The 23,113-nt window shown below is 69.8% G+C and carries 23 protein-coding genes; 11 read left to right on the top strand and 12 right to left on the bottom strand.

Annotation, left to right across the window (positions count from 1 at the left end; genetic code table 11):
* Position 1 precedes the first annotated feature (1 nt).
* On the top strand, positions 2-874 hold the full coding sequence (locus ACFYRH_RS22080; protein WP_387778114.1) for a diacylglycerol/lipid kinase family protein: 873 nt from the start codon (positions 2-4) through the stop codon (positions 872-874).
* A gap of 100 nt (positions 875-974) precedes the next feature.
* Positions 975-1,817: a chitosanase gene (locus ACFYRH_RS22075; protein WP_387778111.1), complete on the top strand. Its 843-nt coding sequence runs from the start codon at positions 975-977 to the stop codon at positions 1,815-1,817.
* Positions 1,818-1,819: 2 nt separating this feature from the next.
* On the opposite strand, the gene ACFYRH_RS22070 is transcribed toward ACFYRH_RS22075, so the two are convergent.
* On the bottom strand, positions 1,820-2,287 hold the full coding sequence (locus ACFYRH_RS22070) for a MarR family winged helix-turn-helix transcriptional regulator (RefSeq protein ID WP_387778108.1): 468 nt from the start codon (positions 2,285-2,287) through the stop codon (positions 1,820-1,822).
* Positions 2,288-2,358: 71 nt separating this feature from the next.
* On the opposite strand from ACFYRH_RS22070, the gene ACFYRH_RS22065 reads away from it, so the two are divergent.
* The 5 genes from ACFYRH_RS22065 (at position 2,359) to ACFYRH_RS22045 (ending at position 9,896) form a co-directional block, all read left to right on the top strand.
* On the top strand, positions 2,359-3,258 hold the full coding sequence (locus tag ACFYRH_RS22065; protein WP_387778105.1) for an alpha/beta hydrolase: 900 nt from the start codon (positions 2,359-2,361) through the stop codon (positions 3,256-3,258).
* Positions 3,259-3,344: 86 nt separating this feature from the next.
* Complete coding sequence (locus tag ACFYRH_RS22060; protein ID WP_387778103.1) at positions 3,345-6,164, top strand: DEAD/DEAH box helicase; 2,820 nt, start codon at positions 3,345-3,347, stop codon at positions 6,162-6,164.
* A 258-nt stretch (positions 6,165-6,422) separates the two neighbouring features.
* Positions 6,423-7,538 carry a DUF222 domain-containing protein gene (locus ACFYRH_RS22055; RefSeq protein ID WP_387778100.1) on the top strand — a complete coding sequence of 372 codons (1,116 nt, stop codon included), beginning with the start codon at positions 6,423-6,425 and terminating at the stop codon, positions 7,536-7,538.
* Positions 7,457-8,173 (top strand): HNH endonuclease signature motif containing protein, encoded by a 717-nt coding sequence (locus tag ACFYRH_RS22050; protein WP_387778097.1) that lies wholly within the window; start codon positions 7,457-7,459, stop codon positions 8,171-8,173. Before ACFYRH_RS22055 ends, ACFYRH_RS22050 begins: the two co-directional genes overlap by 82 nt.
* 427 nt (positions 8,174-8,600) lie before the next feature.
* The gene (locus tag ACFYRH_RS22045; protein WP_387778094.1) at positions 8,601-9,896 is read left to right on the top strand and encodes a serine hydrolase domain-containing protein; all 1,296 of its coding nucleotides are present in this window, start codon (positions 8,601-8,603) and stop codon (positions 9,894-9,896) included.
* Between the two features lie 49 nt (positions 9,897-9,945).
* Here ACFYRH_RS22045 and ACFYRH_RS22040 read toward each other — a convergent pair whose 3' ends face one another.
* Positions 9,946-10,419, bottom strand: coding sequence for a MarR family winged helix-turn-helix transcriptional regulator (locus tag ACFYRH_RS22040; RefSeq protein WP_387778091.1), 474 nt, complete (start codon positions 10,417-10,419; stop codon positions 9,946-9,948).
* A gap of 37 nt (positions 10,420-10,456) precedes the next feature.
* Between ACFYRH_RS22040 and ACFYRH_RS22035 the strand changes: the two genes are divergently transcribed.
* The gene (locus ACFYRH_RS22035) at positions 10,457-10,843 is read left to right on the top strand and encodes a cupin domain-containing protein (RefSeq protein WP_387778088.1); all 387 of its coding nucleotides are present in this window, start codon (positions 10,457-10,459) and stop codon (positions 10,841-10,843) included.
* 51 nt (positions 10,844-10,894) lie between these two features.
* On the opposite strand, the gene ACFYRH_RS22030 is transcribed toward ACFYRH_RS22035, so the two are convergent.
* The gene (locus ACFYRH_RS22030) at positions 10,895-12,190 is read right to left on the bottom strand and encodes a glycoside hydrolase domain-containing protein (RefSeq protein ID WP_387778085.1); all 1,296 of its coding nucleotides are present in this window, start codon (positions 12,188-12,190) and stop codon (positions 10,895-10,897) included.
* 94 nt (positions 12,191-12,284) lie between these two features.
* On the opposite strand from ACFYRH_RS22030, the gene ACFYRH_RS22025 reads away from it, so the two are divergent.
* Positions 12,285-12,758 (top strand): GyrI-like domain-containing protein, encoded by a 474-nt coding sequence (locus tag ACFYRH_RS22025; protein ID WP_387778082.1) that lies wholly within the window; start codon positions 12,285-12,287, stop codon positions 12,756-12,758.
* 4 nt (positions 12,759-12,762) lie between these two features.
* Positions 12,763-13,818, top strand: a complete 1,056-nt coding sequence (locus tag ACFYRH_RS22020; protein WP_387778079.1) for a DUF5937 family protein — start codon at positions 12,763-12,765, stop codon at positions 13,816-13,818.
* Between the two features lie 3 nt (positions 13,819-13,821).
* Here the strand turns inward: ACFYRH_RS22020 and ACFYRH_RS22015 are convergent, their stop codons facing one another.
* The gene (locus ACFYRH_RS22015) at positions 13,822-14,874 is read right to left on the bottom strand and encodes an FAD-dependent oxidoreductase (RefSeq protein WP_387778076.1); all 1,053 of its coding nucleotides are present in this window, start codon (positions 14,872-14,874) and stop codon (positions 13,822-13,824) included.
* A 52-nt stretch (positions 14,875-14,926) separates the two neighbouring features.
* Between ACFYRH_RS22015 and ACFYRH_RS22010 the strand changes: the two genes are divergently transcribed.
* Positions 14,927-15,811: a LysR family transcriptional regulator gene (locus ACFYRH_RS22010; protein ID WP_387778074.1), complete on the top strand. Its 885-nt coding sequence runs from the start codon at positions 14,927-14,929 to the stop codon at positions 15,809-15,811.
* On the opposite strand, the gene ACFYRH_RS22005 is transcribed toward ACFYRH_RS22010, so the two are convergent.
* From ACFYRH_RS22005 to ACFYRH_RS21970, 8 genes are all read right to left on the bottom strand, one after another.
* The gene (locus ACFYRH_RS22005; protein WP_387778072.1) at positions 15,787-16,269 is read right to left on the bottom strand and encodes a 2,4'-dihydroxyacetophenone dioxygenase family protein; all 483 of its coding nucleotides are present in this window, start codon (positions 16,267-16,269) and stop codon (positions 15,787-15,789) included. The two genes, ACFYRH_RS22010 and ACFYRH_RS22005, sit on opposite strands and share 25 nt — an antisense overlap.
* Before the next feature lie 10 nt (positions 16,270-16,279).
* Positions 16,280-16,957 (bottom strand): SDR family NAD(P)-dependent oxidoreductase, encoded by a 678-nt coding sequence (locus ACFYRH_RS22000; RefSeq protein WP_387778070.1) that lies wholly within the window; start codon positions 16,955-16,957, stop codon positions 16,280-16,282.
* Positions 16,958-17,087: 130 nt separating this feature from the next.
* Positions 17,088-17,780: a hypothetical protein gene (locus ACFYRH_RS21995; RefSeq protein WP_387778068.1), complete on the bottom strand. Its 693-nt coding sequence runs from the start codon at positions 17,778-17,780 to the stop codon at positions 17,088-17,090.
* A 79-nt stretch (positions 17,781-17,859) separates the two neighbouring features.
* Positions 17,860-18,555, bottom strand: a complete 696-nt coding sequence (locus ACFYRH_RS21990; protein WP_387778065.1) for a hypothetical protein — start codon at positions 18,553-18,555, stop codon at positions 17,860-17,862.
* Between the two features lie 80 nt (positions 18,556-18,635).
* The gene (locus ACFYRH_RS21985; RefSeq protein ID WP_387778062.1) at positions 18,636-20,162 is read right to left on the bottom strand and encodes a precorrin-2 C(20)-methyltransferase; all 1,527 of its coding nucleotides are present in this window, start codon (positions 20,160-20,162) and stop codon (positions 18,636-18,638) included.
* Positions 20,159-20,788 carry a precorrin-8X methylmutase gene (locus tag ACFYRH_RS21980; protein ID WP_387778059.1) on the bottom strand — a complete coding sequence of 210 codons (630 nt, stop codon included), beginning with the start codon at positions 20,786-20,788 and terminating at the stop codon, positions 20,159-20,161. Before ACFYRH_RS21980 ends, ACFYRH_RS21985 begins: the two co-directional genes overlap by 4 nt.
* The gene (locus tag ACFYRH_RS21975; RefSeq protein WP_387778056.1) at positions 20,785-21,888 is read right to left on the bottom strand and encodes a precorrin-3B synthase; all 1,104 of its coding nucleotides are present in this window, start codon (positions 21,886-21,888) and stop codon (positions 20,785-20,787) included. Before ACFYRH_RS21975 ends, ACFYRH_RS21980 begins: the two co-directional genes overlap by 4 nt.
* Positions 21,889-21,898: 10 nt before the next feature.
* Positions 21,899-23,068: an MFS transporter gene (locus tag ACFYRH_RS21970; protein ID WP_387778053.1), complete on the bottom strand. Its 1,170-nt coding sequence runs from the start codon at positions 23,066-23,068 to the stop codon at positions 21,899-21,901.
* Positions 23,069-23,113: the final 45 nt, after the last annotated feature.

The raw sequence follows: 23,113 nt of genomic DNA, 5'->3' as shown, positions 1-23,113 counted from the left end.
CGTGAGCCGAAAGATCGCGCTGGTGGTGAATCCCGCCGCCGGCCGGGGGCATGGTGCCCGGATCGCGCCGGCCGTGCACGCACGGCTCGTGAACGCCGGGCTCGCCGTCGACCGGTACGAGACGACCTGTGCCGAGGATGTCGGGACGATCGCGGCCGAGGTGGTCGCGTCCGGTGCGGACGCGGTCGCGCTGATCGGTGGCGACGGCACGATCCATCTCGGCGCCCAGGTGCTGGCGAACTCCGGGATGCCGTTCGGCGTCATCCCGGCCGGCACCGGTAACGACTTCGCGCGCGGGATCGGCGTACCGCTGAAGGACCCGGTCGCGGCGGCGGACCTGATCGTGGCCGGTAAGACCCGTGTGGTCGACCTCGCGGTCGCGAAGGACCGGTTCATCACCACCGTGGTGGCGGGCGGCTTCGACTCGCTGGTGAACAAGCGCGCGAACGCGATGAGCTGGCCCAAGGGCAGCTCCCGCTACACGGTCGCGACTCTCGCCGAGCTGCGCACGTTCACCCCGCTCGAGTACGTCGTGAGCGTCGACAGCCAGGTGATCGAGACCAGGGCCATGCTGGTCGCGGTCGGCACCGGGCCGACGTACGGCGGGGGACTGCAGATCTGCGCCGGCGCCGCGATCGACGACGGCCTGCTGGACGTGACGATCATCGAGCCGGTGTCCCGGCTGACGCTGCTGCAGCTGTTCCCGAAGCTGTCCAAGGGCACGCACGTCGGCCATCCGGCGGTCCGGGCGTTGCGCGGCCGCTCGGTACGGCTCGAGTCGCCGGGGATCACGGCGTACGCCGACGGCGAGGTGCTGGGCGCGCTGCCGGTGGACGTGTCGATCGCCCCCGCGGCCTTGACCGTCTTCGGCTGAGCGGAAACCGTAACAGTCCGAGCTGTTCTCATCTCCGGGCTCCGTCTGATAGGAAAGCTTCCTAACAGTTCATTCCTCGGACGCCCCTCGGAGGATCCACATGGAGAACCGCCCCACCCGCCGGTCCGCGCTGCTGCTCGGTCTGTCGCTCGCCGCCGTCCCGGTCACCGGCCTCGCCGTCGCGCGCTACGCACCGCAGGCCGACGCGGCCGAGTTGTCAGGAACGGTCCAGGCGACCGGGCTCGACGATCCCGCGAAGAAGGAGATCGCGATGCAGATCGTCTGCAGCGCGGAGAACTCCTCGCTGGACTGGAAGGCGCAGTACAAGTACATCGAGGACATCGACGACGGCCGCGGCTACACCGCGGGCATCATCGGGTTCTGCTCCGGGACCGGTGACATGCTCGACCTGGTCGAGCTGTACTCGGACCGCAAGCCGGGCAACGTGCTGGAGAAGTACCTGCCGGCGCTGCGGAAGGTCGACGGCAGCGACTCGCACTCGGGTCTGGACCCGAACTACACCAGGGACTGGAAGACCGCGGCCAAGGACACCGTCTTCCAGGGCTGCCAGAACGACGAGCGCGACCGGGTGTACTTCAACCCGGCCGTCAAGCAGGGCAAGTCCGACGGGATCCGCACCCTCGGGCAGTTCTGCTACTACGACGCGATCGTCATGCACGGTGACGGCGACGACGGCACCAGCTTCGGCGGGATCCGCAAGCGTGCGCTCGGCAAGGCCAAGCCGCCGTCGCAGGGCGGCAACGAGACGACCTGGCTGAACGCGTTCTTGGATGCCCGGGTCTGGGCGATGAAGCAGGAAGAGGCGCACAGCGACACCAGCCGGGTCGACACCGCGCAGCGGGTCTTCCTCCGCAACGGCAACTTCAACCTGGACACCCCGCTGGACTGGAAGGTCTACGGCGACCCCTACCACATCGGCTGAGGCTAGGGCTTCGCCTTCGGCTCGGTGCGGTCCGTCCGGTGATCGGCTTCCGCGCGCTGTCGCAGCATCGACAGTGACGTGGCGAGCTGGTCGAGAACCGGCGCGGGCAGCACCGAGCCGACCCATGTTCGCAGTTCCTCCTCGACGGTGGGTTTCGCGGCGTTCAGCACTCGTTCCCCTTCGTCGGTGAGGGCGACCAGCGAGGATCGCCGGTCGTCGGGGTTGGCGGTACGCCGGACGCGCCCGGCGGACTCGAGCCGGTCCACGGCCTTGCTGGTGGCGCCGACCGTGATGGCCATCTCGCGGGCGATGTCGAAGACCCGGGTCGTCCCGTGCGCCTCGATGAACCGCAGGAACTCGAACTGCCCGAGCGGGAGCTCGTGCTCCGCCTTCAGCCGGACGTCGAGAACGTTGTAGAGGCGCGTTTCCAGGCGGACCAGATCCGTGAACAATGCTGTGAGATCAGTCACGGAATTAGATTCCTCGGAATGTAGTTGGTGAGAACTATATTCCTCGGAATCTATCATCAGGAGATGGACCCATGGGCGCTGAAGAACGTGAAGCAGCACGCGGCATGATGCGGAAGGGTGCGGTCGGGCGATCGCCGCAGGAGCAGCGCGCCGACTTCGACAAACTGTTCGCCGACCTCCCGCTGGGTGACGACGTGACGCTGGCCGAGCGGACGCTGGGCGGCGTACCGGCGCTTGATGTGCGGGTCGAGGGTGCGGACAAGGCGGGCGTGATCCTGTATCTGCACGGCGGTGGTTACGTGATCGGCTCGGCGCGGACGGGGGCCAACCTGGCGGCGCCGCTGTCCCGGCGCAGCGGCGTTCCGGCGGTCTCGCTGGAGTACCGGCTAGCGCCTGAGCATCCGTTCCCGGCGGGGATCCATGACGCGCTGGCGGCGTACCGGGAGTTGGTCGAGAGTGGCCAGACAGTGGTGATCGCGGGCGATTCGGCCGGTGGTGGGCTGGCGCTGGGGACACTGCTCGCGGCCCGGGCCGAGGGGCTGCCGCAGCCTGCGGGCGTGGTGCTGTTCTCGCCGTGGACCGACGTCGCGCTGACCGGTCCGAGCATCGACTCGCGCGGCGCCTTCGATCCCTTGTTCAGCCGCCCCAACATGGCGGAGTCCGCCGAGCTGTACCTCGGTGGCGCGGATCCGCGGAACGAGCTGGCCAGCCCGGTACTCGCGGACCTCGAGGGCCTGCCGCCCCTGCTCGTCCAGGTCGGTACTGCGGAAGTGCTGCTCGACGACTCGCTCCGCCTGGTGGCCCGCGCCGCGGAGCAGGAGGTCGACGTCAGCCTCGACGTGGTGGCCGGGGCGCCGCACGTGTTCCAGTACTTCGCCGGGCTGATGCCGGAGGCCGACGAGGCGCTCGACCACGCCGCGACGTTCATCGCGAACCGCCTCCGCGACAAATCTGTAGGTGCCGTCGCATAGATTGGTGCCATGGGCGAGCGGAGCGAGGCCATCATTCAACAGAGCGAGCTGTGCTCACGGGCGCCCGCAGCGAAGCGAGGACGTTTGTGAGCACCCCGTCCGAGAAATATGCGACCTTCCGCTCGGACCAGGAGCATCCCGCTGTGAAGGAGTTCCGGGGGCTCTACGACTTCGAGCTGGACGAGTTCCAGCTCCGCGCCTGTGCCGCCCTCGAGGACGGTCACCAGGTGCTGGTCGCGGCGCCCACCGGCTCCGGGAAGACGCTGGTCGGCGAGTTCGCCGTCCATCTGGCCCTGCAGCGCGGCCAGAAGTGCTTCTACACGACCCCGATCAAGGCGCTCAGCAACCAGAAGTACTCCGATCTCGTGAGCCGGTACGGCGCGGACAAGGTCGGCCTGCTCACCGGTGATAACTCGGTCAACTCCGAGGCCCCGATCGTGGTCATGACCACCGAGGTCCTCCGGAACATGCTGTACGCCGGATCGAGCACCCTGCTCGGCCTGTCGTACGTCGTGATGGACGAGGTGCACTACCTGGCCGACCGGTCCCGCGGCGCGGTCTGGGAAGAGGTGCTGATCCACCTGCCGGACTCGGTGAGCGTGGTCTCGCTGTCGGCGACGGTCAGCAACGCCGAGGAGTTCGGCGACTGGCTGGAGACGGTCCGCGGTAACACCGTGGTCGTCCTGGAGGAGAAGCGGCCGGTGCCGCTGTTCCAGCACGTGATGGTCGGGAAGCGGCTGCACGATCTGTTCGCGGGTGAGGCGCCGACCGCTCGGGTCGGCGCTCCCGCGAAACCGGCCAAGTCGGGGAACCCGGCGAAGGCGGCCGCGAAGGGCGACCTCAAGGACCTGGTGAACCCGCAGCTGGTCCGGATCGCGCGGGACGACAACCGGATCTTCCGGGACGACTCGCGCAAGCCGCGGCGCCGGCGCGACCTCCCGAAGGGGCGGCCGTCGAAGAGCCACTTCACGCCGTACCGCTCGGATGTGGTGGAGGAGCTGGACGCCGGGGCGCTGCTGCCGGCGATCTACTTCATCTTCTCCCGCAAGGGCTGTGAGGACGCGGTCGTGCAGTGCCTGCGGTCCGGGCTGCGGCTGACCAAGCCGTCGGAACGCGACGAGATCAAGCGCGTGGTCGCCGAGCGGACGGCGGATCTCCCGGACGAGGACCTCGGCGTGCTCGGGTACCACGACTTCGCCGAGGCGCTCAGCCGCGGTATCGCGGCGCATCACGCGGGCATGCTGGCGGCGTTCAAGGAGGTCGTCGAGGAGCTGTTCGCGCGCGGCCTGATCAAGGTCGTGTTCGCCACCGAGACGCTTGCCCTGGGCATCAACATGCCGGCCCGTACGGTCGTCCTCGAGAAGCTCTCGAAGTGGAACGGCGAGGCGCACGTCGACATCACGCCGGGGGAGTACACCCAGCTCACCGGGCGCGCCGGGCGGCGCGGGATCGACGTCGAGGGGCATGCGGTCGTGCTCTGGCAGCCCGGGTTCGACCCGCGGGAGGTCGCCGGCCTGGCGAGCACCCGGACGTATCCGCTGCGGTCGTCGTTCTCCCCGTCGTACAACATGGCCGTCAACCTGGTCCGCCAGGTCGGGCGGACCAGGGCGCGCGACATGCTCGAGCTGTCGTTCGCGCAGTTCCAGTCCGACCAGGCCGTGGTCGGGCTGGCGCGGCAGGTGCAGCGCAACACCGAGGCGCTGGAGGGGTACAAGGAGTCGATCGACTGCCACCTCGGCGACTTCCTCGAGTACGCCGATCTGCGCCGCCGGATCGGTGAGCGGGAGGCGTCCGGTTCGAAGCGGCGCAAGCTCGACCGCCGGATCGAGGCGCAGGAGTCGATCGAGAAGCTGAAGACCGGCGACATCATCCGGATCCCGGCCGGCCGCAGCGCGGGCTGGGCGCTGGTGCTCGACCCGGGGATGCGGTCCGAGCGCGAAGGACCGCGGCCGACCGTCCTGACGCTGGACCGGCAGGTCCGCAAGCTGTCGATGGTCGACTTCCCGACCCCGGTCGAGGCGATCGGGGTCCTGCGGATCCCGCGGAAGTTCAACCCGCGCAACCCGCAGCAGCGCCGCGAACTGGCACAGGTCCTGCGGACCCGGACCGATCTCCTCGGTGAGGACGGACCGCCGTCGCGGACCCGTGGCCGGGACGTCGTCAGCCACGCGGACGACCCGGAGCTGCAGGAGATGCGGGCGCAGTTGCGCGCACACCCGTGCCACGGGTGCTCGGACCGTGAGGACCACGCCCGCTGGGCGGAGCGGTACTTCCGGCTCGACCGGGAGAACCGGGAGGTGCAGCGGAAGATCGAGCAGCGGACGAACACGATCGCCCGCCAGTTCGACCGGGTCTGCCAGGTGCTGGACGCGCTGCACTACCTGGACGGCGACAAGACGACGGAGGCCGGCGACCGGCTGGCGCGGATCTACACCGAGCTCGACCTGGTCGCGGCCGAGTGCCTGCGGCAAGGAGTGTTCGACGACCTCACCGTGCCCGAGCTGGCCGCGTGCCTGGCCGCATTGGTCTACGAGTCGAGGTCGAAGGACGAGCCGACGTCACCGCGGTTGCCGCGCGGCGACGTACGGCTGGCGCTGGAGCGGATGGGGTCGATCTGGCGAGACCTGTCGGCGCTGGAGCGGGACATGCGGGTGGACTTCCTGCGCTCGATGGACCTGAACTTCTGCTGGCCGGCGTTCCGGTGGGCGTCGGGTGCGTCCCTGGCCGAGGTGCTGTACGAGTCGGACCTGGCCGCGGGTGACTTCGTCCGCTGGGTGAAGCAGCTGATCGACCTGACCGAGCAGATCGCGGACGCCGCCGGCGACAGCGAGCTGCGGCGGACGGCACGCGCCGTCGTCGACCAGATCCGCCGAGGCGTGATCTCCTACGCGACCGTCGTCGACTGACACACCACCCCCACGCCACCGCCCGGAAAAGGGCCACCACCCCAATCGCGCCGTCAGCCTTTCGGTGGCCTCCGGCGGCGGGATACCACCGTGATGCGGCATGTGTCTACCGTAGGCAAGACCGCACCGTCGGGTTCGGTCCGCCAGTCGGCACATCAGTTCCGCGTTCCGCCCTCGCCGGGGATGATTCTTCGAGATCGCCTGGAAAACAAGGGATTCTTCGGGAAACTGTCGGTGGTGGTGGGTAGGGTTTTCGGTATGGATGTTCTCGGTGGGCGGTCGGTGGTTGCGTTGGGCAACCATGAGCTGCTGTCTGCGCTCGATGAGCTGGACGCGGAGATCATCCGGTTGCAGGGACTTCGGTTGCAGGTCGTCGCGCGGGTGGAGGAGAGCGGTTACGCGCAGGAGCTCGGTGCGCGGGACACGGTCGAGTTGCTGGCGTTCCGGCATCGGCGGGACCGGTCGGAGGCGTGGCGGGACGTGCGGCTGGCTCGCGCACTGCCGAAGTACGCGGCTGTCGATGCCGCGCTCACCGCGGGGATCGAGTCCGACGGTCTGGTGCAGCCGCTGCAGACCGCGCAGGCGGCGGCAATCGTGTTCGAGCTCGAGCGGGTCCGTTCGCGGGTGCGGGTGGAGGACCTGGACGTCGCCGAGGCTCAGCTGGTGTCGCTGGCCGCTCATCTTGCGCCGAAGGAGGTGCGGTCCGCAGCGAAGCAGCTCTGCGACCTGCTCGACGCGGATGGTCCGGAGCCTGCAGAGCAGAAGGCGTATGCCCGCGAGTCGCTGACTCTGGCCGCGGCCGAGAACGGCGTGAACTTCAGGGGCTACCTGGCCAACGAGAATGCGGAACTCCTGCGTGCCGTCGTCCATGCCGGTGCCCGCCCTCACAAGACCGTCGACGGCGAATACGACCCTCGCTCGCGCGACAAACGCCAGGCCGACGCCCTCACCACGGCGCTCACGATCGCCGCCAACGCCTGGGACACCAACACGGCGGCCTCCGGACAGGTGCCCGGGCACGGCGCCAAGGCGAACATCACGTCACCATCGACCTCGACGACCTCAAGTCCGCCACCGCCACCGCCACCGCCACCCGCACAGCCACCGCCACAGCCACAGCCACCGCCACAGCCACCCCCACAGCCACCGCCACCGGTACCCCCACAGCCACCCCCACCGCCACGGCCACCGGCGCGACCGCCACGGCTCATGCCACCGGTCAGACGGTGTACGGCGATGCCCTGTCCGCCGCGGTCATCCGTCGCTTGGCCTGCGATGCGAACGTCATCCCGATGGTCCTGGGTTCGAACTCCGAGCCCCTGGACGTCGGTCGCCGCGAACGCCTGGTCACCAAGGCGATGCGGCACGCGCTGAACACCCGCGACCGCGGCTGCGTAGTGTGTGCTGCACCGCCGGTGATGTGCGATGCCCACCACCTGATCTCCTGGCTCGACGGCGGCGGCACCGCCCTCACCAACCTCGCCCTGCTCTGCCGCCGCCACCACGTCGACCTCCACGCCGGCCGCTGGACCATCACCATCACCAACGGCCAAGCCCACGTAGCCCGCCCGACCTGGGCGACCCGATCACCCGCAGTCCCTGCCCAACCTGCAGGCCCAGACCCCACTCGCCCTGCTGGTGTGTGCGTCGCCCGACCTCCTGGCGCGGGTCCCACCCAACCTGGAGATGCAGATCCTGCCGGTGCTGCCCGTGCTGCCCGTGCTGCCCGTGCTGCCCGTGCTGCCCGTGCTGCCCGTGCTGCTGGTGCAGCCCGTGCTGCTGGTGTGCTGGCCGCCGGCTGCGATTCGCCGGTCGGCAAGTGCACCACGCCGTTCGAGTCTCTCGGGTCGACAGGCGGTCCTTGGGGCGACGCAGATCTGGCCGCTCCGCGGGACGGCCGTTGGAAGGCTGACGGAGCGACCCTCAGTGCCGCGGCTCGGTTCGCTGTTTGGGGTGAGCGCAGCGGCACGGAGTCCGACACCGGGCCACCGTGCTTCGCAACCATCTGAGTCCATTGGCTCGGGTTGGACGAGAGATACCAACACACGGTCGCCGCCCACCCGCGAACCCGACCACGCCAGACCACGCCCACCCGCGAACCCGCCTGCGCCCGACCGCGCCCACCCGCGAACCCGCCTGCGCCCGACCGCGCCCACCCGCGAACCCGCCTGCGCCCGACCGCGCCCACCCGCGAACCCGACCATGCCCACCCGCGAACCCGACCGCGCCCACCCGCGAACCCGACCGCGCCCACCCGCGAACCCGACCGCGCCCACCCGCGAACCCGACCGCGCCCACCCGCGAACCCGACCACGCCCGATCGCGCCCGATCGCGCCCGACCGTGCGCTGTGAGTCGGTTGAGCTGAGACGGGTTGGTTCTGTGCGGCGGAGTAGACCTCTTGGGTGAAAGACTTTCCGGGTTAGCTGCTGCCCCTGTGTTGAAGTTGAAGGAGAAGGCGTTCGTGGAGTTGTCGCGGCGGAGTTTCGGGAAGTTGGCTGTTGCTACTGGTGCTACCGCTGCGGTAGGTACTGGGGCCGGGTACCTGATCGGGCGGCCCGCCGATGCGGCCGCGACCTGGAAGACGACCGGGACCGCGGTCTCGGCGCTGGCCGGGTTCGACAATCAGATGAAGGCGTTCATGCAGGCGCGGGGGATCACCGCGGGGCAGGTTGCGGTGACGTACAAGGGGCGGCTGGTGCTTGCCCGCGGCTACAGTACGTCGACCGCGCTGACCGTGCAGCCGACCTCGCTGTTCCGGATCGCGAGCCTGTCGAAGTCGCTCACCGCGGCGGCGATCGTGAAGCTCGCGCAGGACGGGAAGCTGAGCCTGTCGACGCCGGTCGCGAACATCATCGACATCACGCCGGCGACCGGGCTGACGCGCGACCCGCGCTGGTCGCAGATCACGCTGTGGAAGGTGCTGCAGCACCTGGGCGGCTGGGATCGGGACGTGTCCGGCGACCCGGAGTGGAAGGACGCCACGATCTCCCGGACGCTCGGCGTACCGATGGAGCTGCACACCGCCGACGTGATCAAGTACGTCGCCGGCCAGAAGCTCGACTTCGACCCGGGCACGAAGTACGCGTACTCGAACTTCGGCTACACGCTCGCCGGACGGGTGATCGAGAAGGTCAGCGGACTGAGCTACGAGCAGTACGTGCAGCAGAAGCTGCTCGCGCCGCTGAAGATCAAGCGGATGGCGCTCGGGTACTCGATCGCGAAGCACAGCGGTGAGACGTCGTACGAGTCGCAGTACTCCGGACCGACCGTGCTGGACATGTCCGGGAAGACGGTGCCGGCGCCGTACGGGTCGTTCAGCATGCGGATCCAGGACGCGAACGGTGGCTGGATCGCGAGCGCGCCGGACCTGGTCCGCTGGGCGAAGATGTTCGACGCGCCGTCGAGCGTCCTGAACAGCACGTCCCTCGGCCGGGTCTGGGCGAAGCCGTCGATCGGCGTGAACGCCGACGGCTGGTACTACGGTCTCGGCTGGCAGATCCGCCCGGTCAGCGGCGGCACCGGGCGGAACACGTGGCACACCGGCAGCATGCCGGGCACGTACTCGATCCTCGTCCGCACGTACAACGGGATGAGCTGGGCCGCCGTGTTCAACCGGCGCGACGACCCCAGCGGCAAGTCGTACGGCGACATCGACGCCGCGCTGTGGACCGCGGCCAACGGCGTGAAGTCGTGGCCGACGAACGACCTGTTCCCGCAGTACTTCAGCTAGGGCGTGCCTCCCAATCCCCCGCCTACTGCGCGGGATTGGGAGACACGCCCTAGAACATCAACGCCCGGAAGTGCGGGCTGCTGATCTGGGCCTCGCCGGCCATCTCGGTCAGCACCTCGCGCAGGGTGTCGATCGCCGCGTCGCCGAGGCGCTTGCGGAGCCGGCGTTCGTAGGACTGGTGGAACTTCCGGGCCGCTGACAGGGCGGCCCGGCCCCGGTCGGTGAGGTGCAGGAGGCGCGCCCGCGCGTCGGCGGGATCCGGGCGGCGCTCGACGTACCCGCGGCGCTCCATGTCGTCGACGATCTGGCCGGCGCCCTGCTTGGTGATCTCGAGCCGCTCGGCCAGGCCACTGATCGTGGTCGGGCCGGCGGCCAGCGTCCGGAAGACGAAACCGTCCGACCGGCCTTGGTCCTCGTACCCGAGGCCGGCCACGTGTCCACGGAGTTCGCGGACGAACTCCTGGTCCGCCAGCAGTAACAGGATCCCCAGATCAGGCTTGCCCGTGTGTGTCATACGGGTCATGATAGTCAAGCTGGCTTGGTCAAGTCAGCTTGACTATATGGATGGGGGAACGATGCACGTGACGCATGCGGCCGACGCGCCGCGCTTCCAGCTGCCGGGAGTCGAGTTCGCCGGGCTCGCCGCGCCGAGCCGCGGGTCGGCAGGGCTGTGCACCTGGCGGCTCACGGTCGAGGCCGGGCACGGCGGCGACGCGCCGCACACGCTCGACCGCGACGAGGTGTTCATGGTGATCAGCGGTACCGTCCAGCTCGCTCCGGACGGCGACAAGCTCGGTCCGGGCGACGCAGTCGTCGTACCGGCGGGGGAGCCGATCTCGCTGACCAACCTCGGCGAGGACAAGGCGGAGCTGTACGTCGCCATCACCGCAGGATTCACCGGCTACCTGGCCGACGGTACGGCGGTCCAGCCGCCCTGGGCCCAGTAGAAAGCCCAGTAGAAAGCCCAGTAAGAAGCCCAGTAAAAAGCCCAGCAGCCGTCAGCAGCGCCGGATCGGTGCCGTGTACGTCGTGTTGCTCGCAGTGGCGACGTAGTAGTCGGTGACCCAGCTCCCGTCAGTGAGGCGGTCCCAGACTGCCGTAGTACCGACTCGCGAACCGGCCTGCTGGCAGGTGATCCACGCCAGCGCCCCGCCGGGCAGCGCGCCCGGGTACGTCGCGTACGCCGTACCCGGGCCGTGCCGGCGCGACAGACCGTTGACGGTGGTCTGGAACGGGAAGCTGCAGCCGGGGATCGGTGCGCTGTACCCGGGCTTGCTCGGAGTGCGCGTGTAGTAGTCGGTGATGTAGGTACCGTCGATGAGCTTGTTCCAGACGGTGGTGGTGCCGATCTTCTGGCCGAAGGTCTGACACACGACGCGGACCCCTGCGTTCGCCGCGATCGTGGAGCGGACCGGGTACGCCGTCGACGGGCCGCTGTACGAGTGGACCGTCGTACGGACGCTGTAGTGGTAGACGACGCTGGCGACCGGCGCGTCGAAGCGGTCGTTGTCGATGTTGAGGGTCACGCCGCCGTACGTCTCGGTGTGGTCGCCGCGGTACTGCTTGCCGCGCTGCCCGACCGCCCAGAAGGTGTCGGGGATACCGGCCCAGCCGGTCAGCGCACTGTTGCCGTCCCAGCGGGCGATCCACAGCGCGTCGGGCCGCGCGTACAAGGTGGAGTTGTACACCGCGGCCAGGTCGGGTGCACCGGAGGCCAGGTTGGCGTAGACGCCGGAAAGGTAACGCTGGACGTGCAGCTGCTTCGTCCACGCGGACAGGTAGTGCAGTACGGCGTTGCGGCAGACCGCGTTGGTCTTGTCGTAGTTCTCCATGTCGTTGTAGATCGCACTGCCCGGCAGAATGCCCAGTGCCTTCGCCTGCGCGACCGCGTCATCCGCGTTGCGGACCGCGTCGCGGTTCGACGCGGCTGTCGACATCTTGTACTTCCTGGTGCCGCAAGGAGCCTGGAGGCCCAGATAGATGGGCACCAGCCGCCAGCCCATCGCGGTCACCGACGTCACCCAGGACGCGGTGAGCTGCGGCTGCGCACAGGTGCGGTTGACCCCGCCGATGTAGATACCGATCGCCTTGTACGGCGAGGTGCGCCAGGCGGTCATCTGGGCGAGCGTGGGCGCCGTACAGGTGTCGAACGCCAGGCCGGCGAATCGGGTCGCGGTGGTGCCGGCGTTGTACGTGATCGGCGTCGTCGGCTCGGCGAACGCAGGGGCCGAGGGCCCGGCCAGCAGAACCGCGAGTGCAGCCACCACAACCTTGACCTTGAACACGGCGGTCACCCCCCGAACTCATTACATGCCGAGCAGCCCGCCCGCGCCAGTAGTCCGGCGTGGATCGCGCTAAGTTGTGCCCAGGACCGAGTTGGGAGGATCGATGCCGGAGATCGTAGAAGTCGGAGAACGCCCGTACGTCGCCCTGCGCGGCAAGGTCGCGATGGACGGGATCGCGGCGTTCGCGGACCGGTTGCGCGAGGTGATCGACTGGCTGGCGGCCAAGGAGATCGCTCCGAACGACGCACCGTTCTTCAAGTACGACGTGGTCGACATGGACGCCGGCCTGGTGCTCGAGATCGGGTTCCCGGTGGACGACCTGCACTCGGGTGAAGGCGAGATCGTCACCGGCGTACTCCCGGCCGGTCGGTACGCACAGGTCAGGTACCACGGCCACCCCGACGGGCTGCGGGGCGCTACGGGCGACCTGCTGGCGTGGGGCGAGGAGCAGGGCCTGGAGTGGGACGCCAACGGCGACCGGTGGACCGCGCGGCTGGAGATCTACCGCTCCAACCCGCGTGAGGTCCCGGACATGAACGACTGGGACACAGACCTGCAGTTCAAGCTGAAGGACTGACGGCGTGCCGACTGTCCTCGCTGGGGTCGGTCGGCTCGACGGAGAGCGGATCCGGCATGTGGCGTCGCCGCTGATCGAGCTCGGCTGTGCCCTGCACGTGCTGGCCGAGCCCTCGCACCATGAGCGGGTCGAGTGGGCAGCGTCGGCACCACTGTCCGCGGACCTACGCGCTGAGCTGACGCAGTGGGCGTGGACCGTACGTGCGGTCCGGGCGCGGTTCTTCGCCACCACGTCCGCTACCGGCCTGCCGTCCTGGTCCGACGAGCTGGCCGCGCTCCGCTCGCGTCCACCGGAGGAGGTGGCGGCCGAACTGGTCCGGCCGTTGCGCGGGCGCCCATTGAGCAGCCGGCACGTCGACTCGGACGCCGTACTCCACTGGGCGCGCAGTCGCGGCCGGTCCGTCGCCGCGCTGGTCGAAGCGCTGCTGACCGATCCCGCAGAGCCGGTACGGCGGTTTGTCGACCTGCTGGACGCCTGCTGGCAAGAGTGGTTCCGTGACGTCTGGGAGTCGTCGCGGGACACGCTGGCGGCCCGCGGCCGGCACGATCGCGACCTGGCGATCCGGGACGGTGCCGGGGCGATGCTGTGTTCGCTCGACGGCTCGATCGTGGTGCGGGACGGCGACAGCGTCGTCGTACAGAAGGTGCAGAGCAAGCGGATCGACGTCAGTACGCGGTCGCTGTTGCTTGTGCCGAGCAACTACATCGCGCCGCACCTGTTCCTCGGCGAGATCCCAGGTGAGCCGGTGACGGTGATCTACCCGGCCGACGGGCGCGCGGCCGTCGTACCGACGGCTCAGCAGATCCGCGCTCGCCTCGATGCGCTCGCCTCTCCCGATCGGCTCCAGGTCTGCCGGGCCGTCGCCAGCGAAGCCCGTACCGCCGGTGAGATCGCCGCGCTGTGGGGCCTGCACCCGACCCAGGTGACCCGTCACCTGCGGGCCCTGACCCGGGCCGGCCTCGTCACGGCCGAACGCCAAGGGCGTTTCGTCGCCTACCGCTTGGACAACACCGCGCTGACGACCCTGGGCACCGATCTCCTGACCCTGATCCTGCGCTGATGGTCAGGCGGCCACGGGCTTGAGGAGGTCGCGGAGGTCTCGGGCGGCGCTGAAGCCGGCCCGGTTGGCGCCGATGGTGCTGGCGGACGGCCCGTAGCCGACGAGGTGGATGCGTGGGTCGGCGACCGTGGCTGTGCCGTTCATCCGGATGCCACCGGACGGCTCGCGGAGGTGCAGCGGCGCGAGATGGGCCAGGTCGGCGCGGAAGCCGGTCGCCCAGACGATCGTGTCGACGGACTCGCGGCGGCCGTCGGGCCACTCGACACCGTCAGGCGTGATGCGGGCGAACATCGGCAGCCGCGTGTACACGCCACGGTCCCAGGCGGCCTGCTCCTGCTGGCGGATGTGCAGGCCGGTCACGCTGACCACGCTCCGGGGCGGGAGGCCGGCCCGGACCCGTTCCTCGACCCGGGCCACGACCTGGCGCCCGTACTCGGGGGAGAAGTCGTCGTTCGTGCGCCACTCCGGTGGTCGGCGCGTCACCCAGGTCGTGGTGGCGACCTCGGAGATCTCGGCGAGCAGTTGGACGGCAGAGGCCCCGCCACCGACCACGAGCACGAGTTGCCCGGCCAGCTCGGCGGCCCCGCGGTAGTCGGCGGTGTGCAACTGCCTGCCCTGGAACGTCTCGATGCCGGGGTACCACGGAATGAACGGCCGGTCCCACGTCCCGGTCGCATTCACCAGTGCAGCGGTCTCGTAGGTCCCGTTGGACGTCTCGACCACGAAACCTTCGTCCGCGGGCCGCACGCTCTCGACTGCCATCGGCCGCAGTACCGGGAGATCGAAGGTCTTCTCGTAGTCCGCGAAGTACTCCGGTACGAACTCGTTCGCCTGCTCCGCACCCGCGCTCGGCGGCACCGGAACACCCGGCAGGTTCGCGATCCCGTGCACGTCGTGCATCGTCAACGAGTCCCACCGGTGCTGCCACGCGCCACCGGGCCGCTGGTTCCGGTCCAGCACGACCACCTCGTCGTACGGCGTGAATCCCAGCCGCACGAGATGGTACGCGGCCGACAGTCCCGCCTGTCCCGCACCGATCACCGCTACCTCGAGCACATCATCACCAACGCCCGGTGCGGCTGGTGTCTTCCCGGCTACCGTGACGACCATGGACCTCAGCGCGGCGTACGGCTTCCGGATGGACTGGCTCGTCAGCTTCGTCGCCGTCACCCGGTACGGCGGGTTCTCGGCGGCAGGGAAGGCGGTGCACCGGGGGCAATCGCGGATCAGCGAGCATGTGGCGGATCTCGAGCGTGCCCTCGCCGTACAGCTCTTCGACCGCGGCTCGCACCCGCCACGCCTGACGCCCGAGGGCCGCGCGCTGCTGCCGCGGGCCGAGGAGATTCTGCGCGGCGTGCAGACCCTGGCTGCCGGGGGAGAGGTGCGCTTCGGTGCCTACCCGAGCGCCGCGGCCTGGCTCTTCCCCCAGGTCGTACGGCGGCTCCCGGACGGCATCCGGCTGCTACTCGTCGAAGGCCCGAGCATCGACCTGGAGGCCGCGCTCGTCCGCGGCGACATCGATCTCGCGATCCGGCCGGTGCATCCGCTCGTCGCCGACGAGTCGTTGATCCACGAAGTCCTCTGGACGGAACCGCTGACCGCCGTGTTCCCCGAGCGCCACCCGCTGGCCGCCGCCGAGTCCGTCACCCTCGGGCAACTCAGCGAGCTCCCGCTGATCTCGATCGGCGAGAGTGACGACCCGCGGCAGTTCGAGTCGCACCTGGCCTTCGCGTCGAAGGGACTCACGCCGGAGTTCGCGTTCCGCACCAACCAGCCGCAGACCCTGCTGTCCTTGGTGCGGCACGGGCTCGGTGTTGGCGTCACCAACCAGTTGGCAGTTACCACGGCCAACCTGACCGGTGTGCGCCTGGTACCCATCCACGACGCCGGGGTGGCGCGTCAGGTCGCCCTGTTCACGCGTCGGGACCACCCGTCGTCGCCGGCGTTGCTGAAGGTAGTCGAGGTGGTTCAGCGGATGAACTGGTCGACGTAGCCCGCGCCCAAACCGTTCGCGCCGTAGTGGTCCCGGCACAGCTGGATCTTGGTGAAGGTGTCCTCGTAGCCGGTCTGGTTCCCGGCCTCGTCGACGTAGATCATCGCGCCCGAGATGTTGAAGAACGTGATCATCTCCGTGCAGTCCTCGGGGACGCGCAGCGTGTGGATCTCGCCTGGCGGCTCGTACACGAAGGACCCGGTGTCCGCGACCCAGTCGTGTTCGTCGTACTGCCACTTGCCCTTGATCACGTAACCGAACACGGCGCTCGGGTGCCGGTGCCGGGAGACGACGCCGGCCCGGGTGACCTTGAGCAGGTTGCACCACTGACCGGTGATCGTGTTCAGCATCAGCGGCCGGAACCATACGTCCGGGGCCTGCGGCACCCAGAGCCGGTCGTCGTCGGGGACCGCCTGGACGGCGATCTCCGCGGGGACACCGGTAGCGACCGGGATCATCTGGTTCTCCTCACATGCTCAGGTAGCCGCCGTCGACGGGGACGACGGCGCCGGTGACGAAGCCCGCATCCGGTCCGGCGAGGAACGCGATCACGCCCGCGACCTCGTCGGGGGTACCCCACCGAGCCATCGGCGTACGGGAGAGGATCCGGTCCGAGGCGACCGCGTCGGACTGCAGTGCGGCGGTCAGGTCGGTGGCGATCCAGCCGGGCGCGACCGCGTTCACCCGGATGCCGTCCGCGGCCCAGGCGACCGCCAGCGACCTGGTCAGCTGGACGATCCCGCCCTTGGAGGCGCTGTACGCGGGAACCAGCGGCCCGCCGAAGTAGCTCAGCATCGACGCCACGTTGACGACACAGCCGCGACTCGCGGCGAGCAGCCCGTACGCCGCCTCGGCCGCGCGCATCGCCCCGGTCAGGTTGATCTCCACGACCTCCCGGAAGACCTCCGGCCGGTGCTCGTCCCCGCGCCGGATGACGCCGGCCGCGTTCACCAGGACGTCGAGACTCCTCAGCGACCCGATCAGCTCCTCGAGTGCGCCGTCGGCCCGTAGATCGAGCTCGACCTCGGAGGGGCCCGCTTCGAGCCCGGCCGCGACGACGTGCAGTCCGTCCGCGGCGAGCCGCCGTACCGCGGCCGCGCCGATGCCACTGGTGCCGCCGACGACCAACGCTGAGCGGACTGTCATGCCCGTCATGGTCTCGGGCGCCGCGGGTCGCGGCAAGGAAAACCCGGAGGGCGGATCGATGCGATCCGCCCTCCGGTACCCGGCTGCCTCCCCGCCCCGTGCCGATCGAGAGTCGGCACCGGGCGGTGGATCAGCCGGCGCTCACGTCGATCCGCCGGTGGTACCGCTGGCCGGCCTTGCCGCCGATCAGCGCCGCGAGCAGCGTGATCACCACGCCCGCGATCAGCGCCACCACCCCGCCGGACGTCAGCGTGTCGGTGGCGATCGGAACCGACGGCAGGTCGACCCGGTCCAGTACGTCGTACTGCGAGCCCGCCAGTGCCGCGACACCCGCGACGACCGCGGTCACCACGACACCGATCATCCAGACGCCGAAGCCTTGCCGGGCACCGTCGAAACGCGCCAGCCGCCCGGCGACGTACCCGCCGTTGTAGTACCCGATCGCCAGGATCAGCACCAGCACCACGCCGGACGCGATTCCGATCGTGCCGGCGTTGGCGCTGTTCCACGCGATCGGGCTGTTCCACGAGTTCGGGATGGCGTAGTCGATCGCCGCCGCGATCGCCCCGGCGATCCCGGTCAGCAGTGTGGTCAGTCCGATCGCGACCAGCCAGCCGAAGAACGCCGCGCCGGCCTTGTACCCGCGGTACGCCGGATCCACCTCGGCAGCCGGCGACGTGGTGACGTCCGCCCGGTGCCGGCTGTACCCAGCGTCCCCGGCGTCCCCGGCGTCCCCAGCGTCCCCAGCGTCCCGGTGGTCCTCGTACGTCGCGGACGGGTCCAGTCGCTCGACCCGCGTGTCTTCCTGGTGTTCCTGAATCATTGTCAGCTTCTCCTCACCGGACAAGCCCCGTGTGACCACCCGGTACCCCGGTGTGAAACCGACAGATTCAGACTGCCGGTCAGAGCAGCTGGTCGATCCGGTCGTGGTAGCGGCGGCCCGCCTTGCCGCCGATGATCGCGGCCAGCAGCGTGAGCAGCAGCAACGCGGCCGCGGCGGCGATCCCACCGAGGGCGAGGGTGCTGTTCGACAGGGCGACGTCCGGGCGGTTCAGGTCGCTGATCACGCCGTACTGGTGGTCCAGGAACCAGCTGCCGCCGCCCGCGACGGCGCCGACGAGCAGCGCGATCATCCAGACGCCGAAGCCCTGCCGGCCGCCGTCGAACCGCGCGAGCCGGCCGGCGACGTAACCACCGGTGTAGAAGGCCAGGGTGAGCATGAAGATGCTGACCGCGGCAGCGGTGATCGCGGCAGCGCCGGGCTGCGCCTTGGCGTCGCTGGTGCTGTAGTCGAGGATCTCGGCGGTCCCGAGCGCGGCGGCGGACACCGCTGCCATCAGCAGGACCGACATCGCGATCGCGATCAGCCAGCCGAAGAACGCGGCGCCGAACTTGAACCCGCGGTACGACAGCAGGTCCGGATCGACGTCCGGGTCCGCGCCGACGGCACCCGCGGAGCCCTGCCGGTCCGGGGTGACCGAGATCGTGGTCATCGCCCGGTTGGCGGCCGCGCGAGCCTCCTCGTAGCGCTGTGTGCTGGTCGTATCGCCCGCGGGCGGGGTGATCGTCGCGGTGTCGCCGGGGTACTGCTGACTCATGTCCGCTGGCTCCTCACTGGTGGGGCTTCGGGGCGGTCCCTACCCGTCCGCACCGCAGCTGACACGGGCGGTGCCCGGATTTAACCGACTCCTGGCGTGGTCTCACTGACCGTCGCCGGGTATCGGCGCGGAGTGATGACCAGCGGTCCGGCCGGGCGGGGCACAGTACGGGTCTGTGACGAGCCGACCAGGAGCAGACACCGCATGTCAACGGTTTCCGGTACGAGTTCGGCCAGCGTTGTCACGGTGATCATCTCCTCCGGACCGCCCACGTCGCGGCCGACGACCACCGGCGTACCGGGGGCGCGGTGCTCGAGCAGCAGGTCCCGGGTCGCCGCCACCTGCCAGGTGCGGGACTTCGACGCCGGGTTGTAGATCGCGATCGCGAGGTCCGCGGCCGCGGCGGCGCTCAGCCGCCGGGCGATCACGTCCCACGGCTTGAGCCGATCCGACAGCGACAGCACGCAGTAGTCGTGGCCGAGCGGCGCTCCGACGCGGCTGGCGACGGCCTGCGCGGCGGTCATCCCGGGCAGCACGTGAACGGCGATATCGGCGTACTCCGGCTCGGCGGCGACCTCGGTGACCGCGCTGGCCATGGCGAACACGCCGGGGTCACCGGACGAGACCACGACGACGGTGGAGCCCTTCCGGGCCAGGTCCAGCGCGAAGGCGGCGCGTTCGGACTCGACGCGGTTGTCCGAGCCGTGCTTGCGCTGCCGCGCGCGGTCGGGCAGGCGGTCGACGTACGTCGTGTAGCCGATCACGTCGTCGGCACCGGCGATCGCGGCGCGGACCTCCGGGGTCATCCACTCGGGCCCGGCCGGTCCGAGGCCGACCACCGTGACGGAGCCTTCGGTGGCGGTCCTGGTCGCCGGGGGAGCGAAGGTGTTGTTGATCGGGCTGGGCAGGAGCGCGAGGGAGAAGTACGGGACGTCTTCCGGGTCGACCGCGGTGAGCGGGGCGGTCCGCTGGGCATCGGTGGTCGCGCGTTCGACGTACCAGGCCTCGTCGGCGCGGCCGGCCAGCTCGAAGGCCTCGCGGACCCCCGCGAACGTACGGCCGAGCTTCAGGACGGCGGCCGCGTCGGTCGAACGGAGCCGCTCGGCGAGGACATCCGGCGGGAGCGTGCCGGGCAGGACAGTGAGGATCTCGTCGCGCTCACACAGTGGGCGCCCGAGCACGGCGGCTGCGGCGCTGACCGACGTCACGCCGGGAACGACCTCGCACGGGTAGCGATCGGCCAGCCGCTTGTGCATGTGCATGTAGGAGCCGTAGAACAACGGATCGCCTTCGGCCAGCACGACGACGTCCCGGCCGGCGTCGAGATGCGCGGCCAGCCGGGCGGCGCAGTCGGCGTAGAAGTCGTCCATCGCGCCCTGGTAGCCGCCGGGGTGGCCGGTCGTCTCGGTGGTCAGCGGATAGACCAGGTGCTCCTCGATCTGGCCGTCGGTCAGGTACGGCGCGGCGACCGATCGCGCGATGCTCCGCCCGTGCCGTGCACTGTGGAACGCGATCACGTCGGCGGCCCCGATCAGCCGCGCCGCCTTGACCGTCACCAGTTCCGAGTCGCCGGGCCCGAGCCCGACTCCCCACAGCCGCCCACTCATTCGGCCTCACTCGCGATCGCGTTGACGGCGGCCGCGGTGATCGCGCTCCCGCCGCGGCGGCCCCGGACCACCAGGTACTCCAGGCCGAGGTCGTTCGCGGCCAGCGCGTCCTTCGACTCGGCGGCGCCGATGAACCCGACCGGGAGCCCCAGCACCGCGGCCGGACGCGGCCCACCCGCGGCGATCACCTCGAGCAGCCGGAACAGCGTGGTCGGTGCGTTGCCGATAGCAACCACCGCGCCCGGCAACCGGTCCAGCCACAGGTCGACGGCCGCGGCGCTGCGGGTGGTTTCCAGCTCCTGCGCCAGCTCGACCGTCCGGGCGTCCTGCAGCGTGCAGATCACCTCGTTGCCGGCGGGCAGCCGTCGCCGGGTGATCCCGGCCGCGACCATCTGCGCGTCGCACAGGATCGGTGCACCGCCCTGGAGCGCGGCTCGCGCGTTCTTCACCACGGTGGGCGACCAGGCGAGATCCGCGACCAGGTCGGTCATGCCGCAGGCGTGAATCATCCGGACGGCGACCTGCGCGACGTCCGCCGGCAGTCCGTCCAGCGCCGCCTCGCCGCGGATCGTCGCGAACGACCGCCGGTAGATCTCCGCGCCGTCGCGCACGTACTCGTAACTCACAACCGCACCCCGTCCACCAGATACCCGTCACTCACCGCAAGAACATCCACGAACGCCGCAGCCGGTTTCCCGCACCGCCGCTCGCACCCGGACCAATGCACCCGCCGCCCATCCCTTCGCATACCTGGCATCAGCTGCGTCGCATCCGCCCGGACGTCAGCCAGCGCCTTCGCACACCGCGGTCGACCCGCGCAGGCCGTGACACCCTCCCAGACCGAGTCCGGCGTCGTCACCAGCCCAACGTCCTCCAGTCCGGCGTCCTCCAGTCCGGCGCTGTCCGCCGGGACCACGACGGAACGCCAAGGCGTCACTCGGATCTCGCCTGCCACCTGAGTGAGCGCAACGGCCTGCTGCTGCGTCAGACTGCCCAGCGGCACGGTCACGACCAGCGCGGTCCCCTGTACGCCGGCAGTCACGCGCGTCGCGTGACTCGCAGCGACCTCCTCTGAGGGCAGTCGCAGTCGGTCGAGAATGCGCTCAGCGCCCTCAACGAGCTCAGCGATCCGCCACTCCTGATCACGCATCGCGAGAAAGGCCTCCGCCGCAGCCAGCATCAGCTCGGGCATCTGACTCCACTCGACTCGCGCTCCGCGAGTCCCGAGGCTCAGTACGCCGGTCCGCTCGTCAACCGCCCGCACCGCGACATCCGCCTTCACGTCCGCGAGATCGCCGCGCCCGTCGTCGAGCGCGAAAAGAAACCGCCCAGGCAGATCTGCCAGCGCAGGGCGAGCACACAGCGCCTGATCCAGCGCGGCTGCCATCGGAAGTACGTCGTACCGCGTGTGTTGGTCCAGACCGGAGAGTGGTGAGGCGAGGACGTTGCGGACGCGCTCGTGGGCTATCGACGGGAGCAGGCCGGCTGCGAAGAGCCGGTCGGAGAGCTCCCGCGGCCCGTCGGTGTTCAGCCCGCGGATCTGGATGTTCCCGCGCGACGTGAGCTCCAACCGGCCGTCGCCGAGGTCGGCGGCCGCAGTTCGCAGTACGTCGAGCTGTACGGCGGTCAGCAAACCGCCGGGCACGCGGACGCGCGCGAGACCACCGTCGGCCGCCTGGTGCACCGCCAGCACACCAGGGCATCGATCGCCTTCAGTCCTCGCCACAGCCGTGATGCTACGTGCCCGAAACTTGCTGTGTTCTGGACCACAGCAGCACCCCGACCGTCAGCACCGCGCACGCGCCACCCGCGACCATCGCGACCGACACCGACCACGCGTCCACCACGAGTCCTCCGAGCAGCGCTCCGATCGACAACACCGCCTGGAACGAGGACGTGAACCACACGGTCGCTGCCTCCCGAGACTCGGGTGTCGCCTGCGCGAACATGGTCATCGAGCAGACAGGTATGCCGCCGTACCCGAGGCCCCAGATCACCAGCAGTAGCAGGGCTCCCGGCGTACTCCGGCCGACGACTGGCATCAGAAGCGTCGCGACGGCGATCAAGGCAGCGCAGGTGATGAAGGTGCTGTTGAGGCTGCGTGCGACGGACAGGCCGGCGATGACGTTACCGACCAGGCCGGCCGCGCCGTAGACGAGCAGGAAGAGGCCGATGAGTTCTGGGCGCACCACGTCGCGGAGGAACGGTGTGACGTAGGTATAGGTCGCAAAATGCGCCGTCACGATCAGGCAGGTGACCAGGAGCGCACTTCGACTGCGAAGGAGGGCTTTGCGCAGTACGGCGGCCCGCGTGACCTGCAGGGGAGGGAGCGGCGGCACTGTGGCGCGTAGCGCTACCAATGCGAGCAGAGCGAGGACTCCGAGGGCGAAGAACGACGTACGCCAGCCAGCGAGCTCTCCGACGAACGTACCCGCTGGTACACCGAGCACCGAGCCCAGTGGGACTGCCGAGAAGATGACTGCCGTCGCTCGCGTTGCCCACCGCTCCGGGACCAGCCGGCCGGCCAGACCGGCTCCGATCGACCAGAAGCCTCCGATAGTCAGTCCGACGAGGATTCTGGCGACCAGCTCGAGACCGAAGACCGGCGCGGTCGCCGCGAGGAAGCCCGCAGCGGCCAGCAGCAGCATCAGTGTGCAGAGCATGAGCCGCCGGTCCAGTCGTGCTGTGACGAGGGTGACGACCGGTGCGGCGATCGCTGCGACCAGTCCGGGGATGGTCATCAGCCAGCCGGTCCGTCCCGGAGTGAGGGCGAAGTCGGCGCCGATCGGGGTCAGCAGTCCGATCGGGAGGATCTCGGTGGTGACGATCGCGAAGATCCCGAGCGTCACCGCACCGACGCCGAGCCATCGGACGGTCGCCGGCCGGGTTGCGGTCAGGGTTGTCATGGGTTCCAGGCAACCGCCCGCGATACGCGGCGGCTCGCGGTTTCG

Origin of the sequence: Kribbella sp. NPDC004875, assembly GCF_042873375.1 — a bacterium.
Taxonomy (GTDB): Bacteria; Actinomycetota; Actinomycetes; order Propionibacteriales; family Kribbellaceae; genus Kribbella.
Note: the sequence above shows the minus strand (reverse complement) of the source record. Positions and strands in the feature narration are given on the sequence as shown.

Coding starts and splice junctions, on each gene's coding strand:
- ACFYRH_RS22000 (WP_387778070.1), bottom strand. CDS start 16,957: ATGACAGTCCGCTCAGCGTTGGTCGTCGGCGGCACCAGTGGCATCGGC.
- ACFYRH_RS22025 (WP_387778082.1), top strand. CDS start 12,285: ATGCCGGAGATCGTAGAAGTCGGAGAACGCCCGTACGTCGCCCTGCGC.
- ACFYRH_RS22055 (WP_387778100.1), top strand. CDS start 6,423: ATGGATGTTCTCGGTGGGCGGTCGGTGGTTGCGTTGGGCAACCATGAG.
- ACFYRH_RS22035 (WP_387778088.1), top strand. CDS start 10,457: ATGGATGGGGGAACGATGCACGTGACGCATGCGGCCGACGCGCCGCGC.
- ACFYRH_RS22005 (WP_387778072.1), bottom strand. CDS start 16,269: ATGATCCCGGTCGCTACCGGTGTCCCCGCGGAGATCGCCGTCCAGGCG.
- ACFYRH_RS22075 (WP_387778111.1), top strand. CDS start 975: ATGGAGAACCGCCCCACCCGCCGGTCCGCGCTGCTGCTCGGTCTGTCG.
- ACFYRH_RS21970 (WP_387778053.1), bottom strand. CDS start 23,068: ATGACAACCCTGACCGCAACCCGGCCGGCGACCGTCCGATGGCTCGGC.
- ACFYRH_RS21995 (WP_387778068.1), bottom strand. CDS start 17,780: ATGATTCAGGAACACCAGGAAGACACGCGGGTCGAGCGACTGGACCCG.
- ACFYRH_RS22065 (WP_387778105.1), top strand. CDS start 2,359: ATGGGCGCTGAAGAACGTGAAGCAGCACGCGGCATGATGCGGAAGGGT.
- ACFYRH_RS22050 (WP_387778097.1), top strand. CDS start 7,457: ATGGTCCTGGGTTCGAACTCCGAGCCCCTGGACGTCGGTCGCCGCGAA.
- ACFYRH_RS22040 (WP_387778091.1), bottom strand. CDS start 10,419: ATGACCCGTATGACACACACGGGCAAGCCTGATCTGGGGATCCTGTTA.
- ACFYRH_RS21985 (WP_387778062.1), bottom strand. CDS start 20,162: ATGAGTGGGCGGCTGTGGGGAGTCGGGCTCGGGCCCGGCGACTCGGAA.
- ACFYRH_RS21990 (WP_387778065.1), bottom strand. CDS start 18,555: ATGAGTCAGCAGTACCCCGGCGACACCGCGACGATCACCCCGCCCGCG.
- ACFYRH_RS22010 (WP_387778074.1), top strand. CDS start 14,927: ATGGACCTCAGCGCGGCGTACGGCTTCCGGATGGACTGGCTCGTCAGC.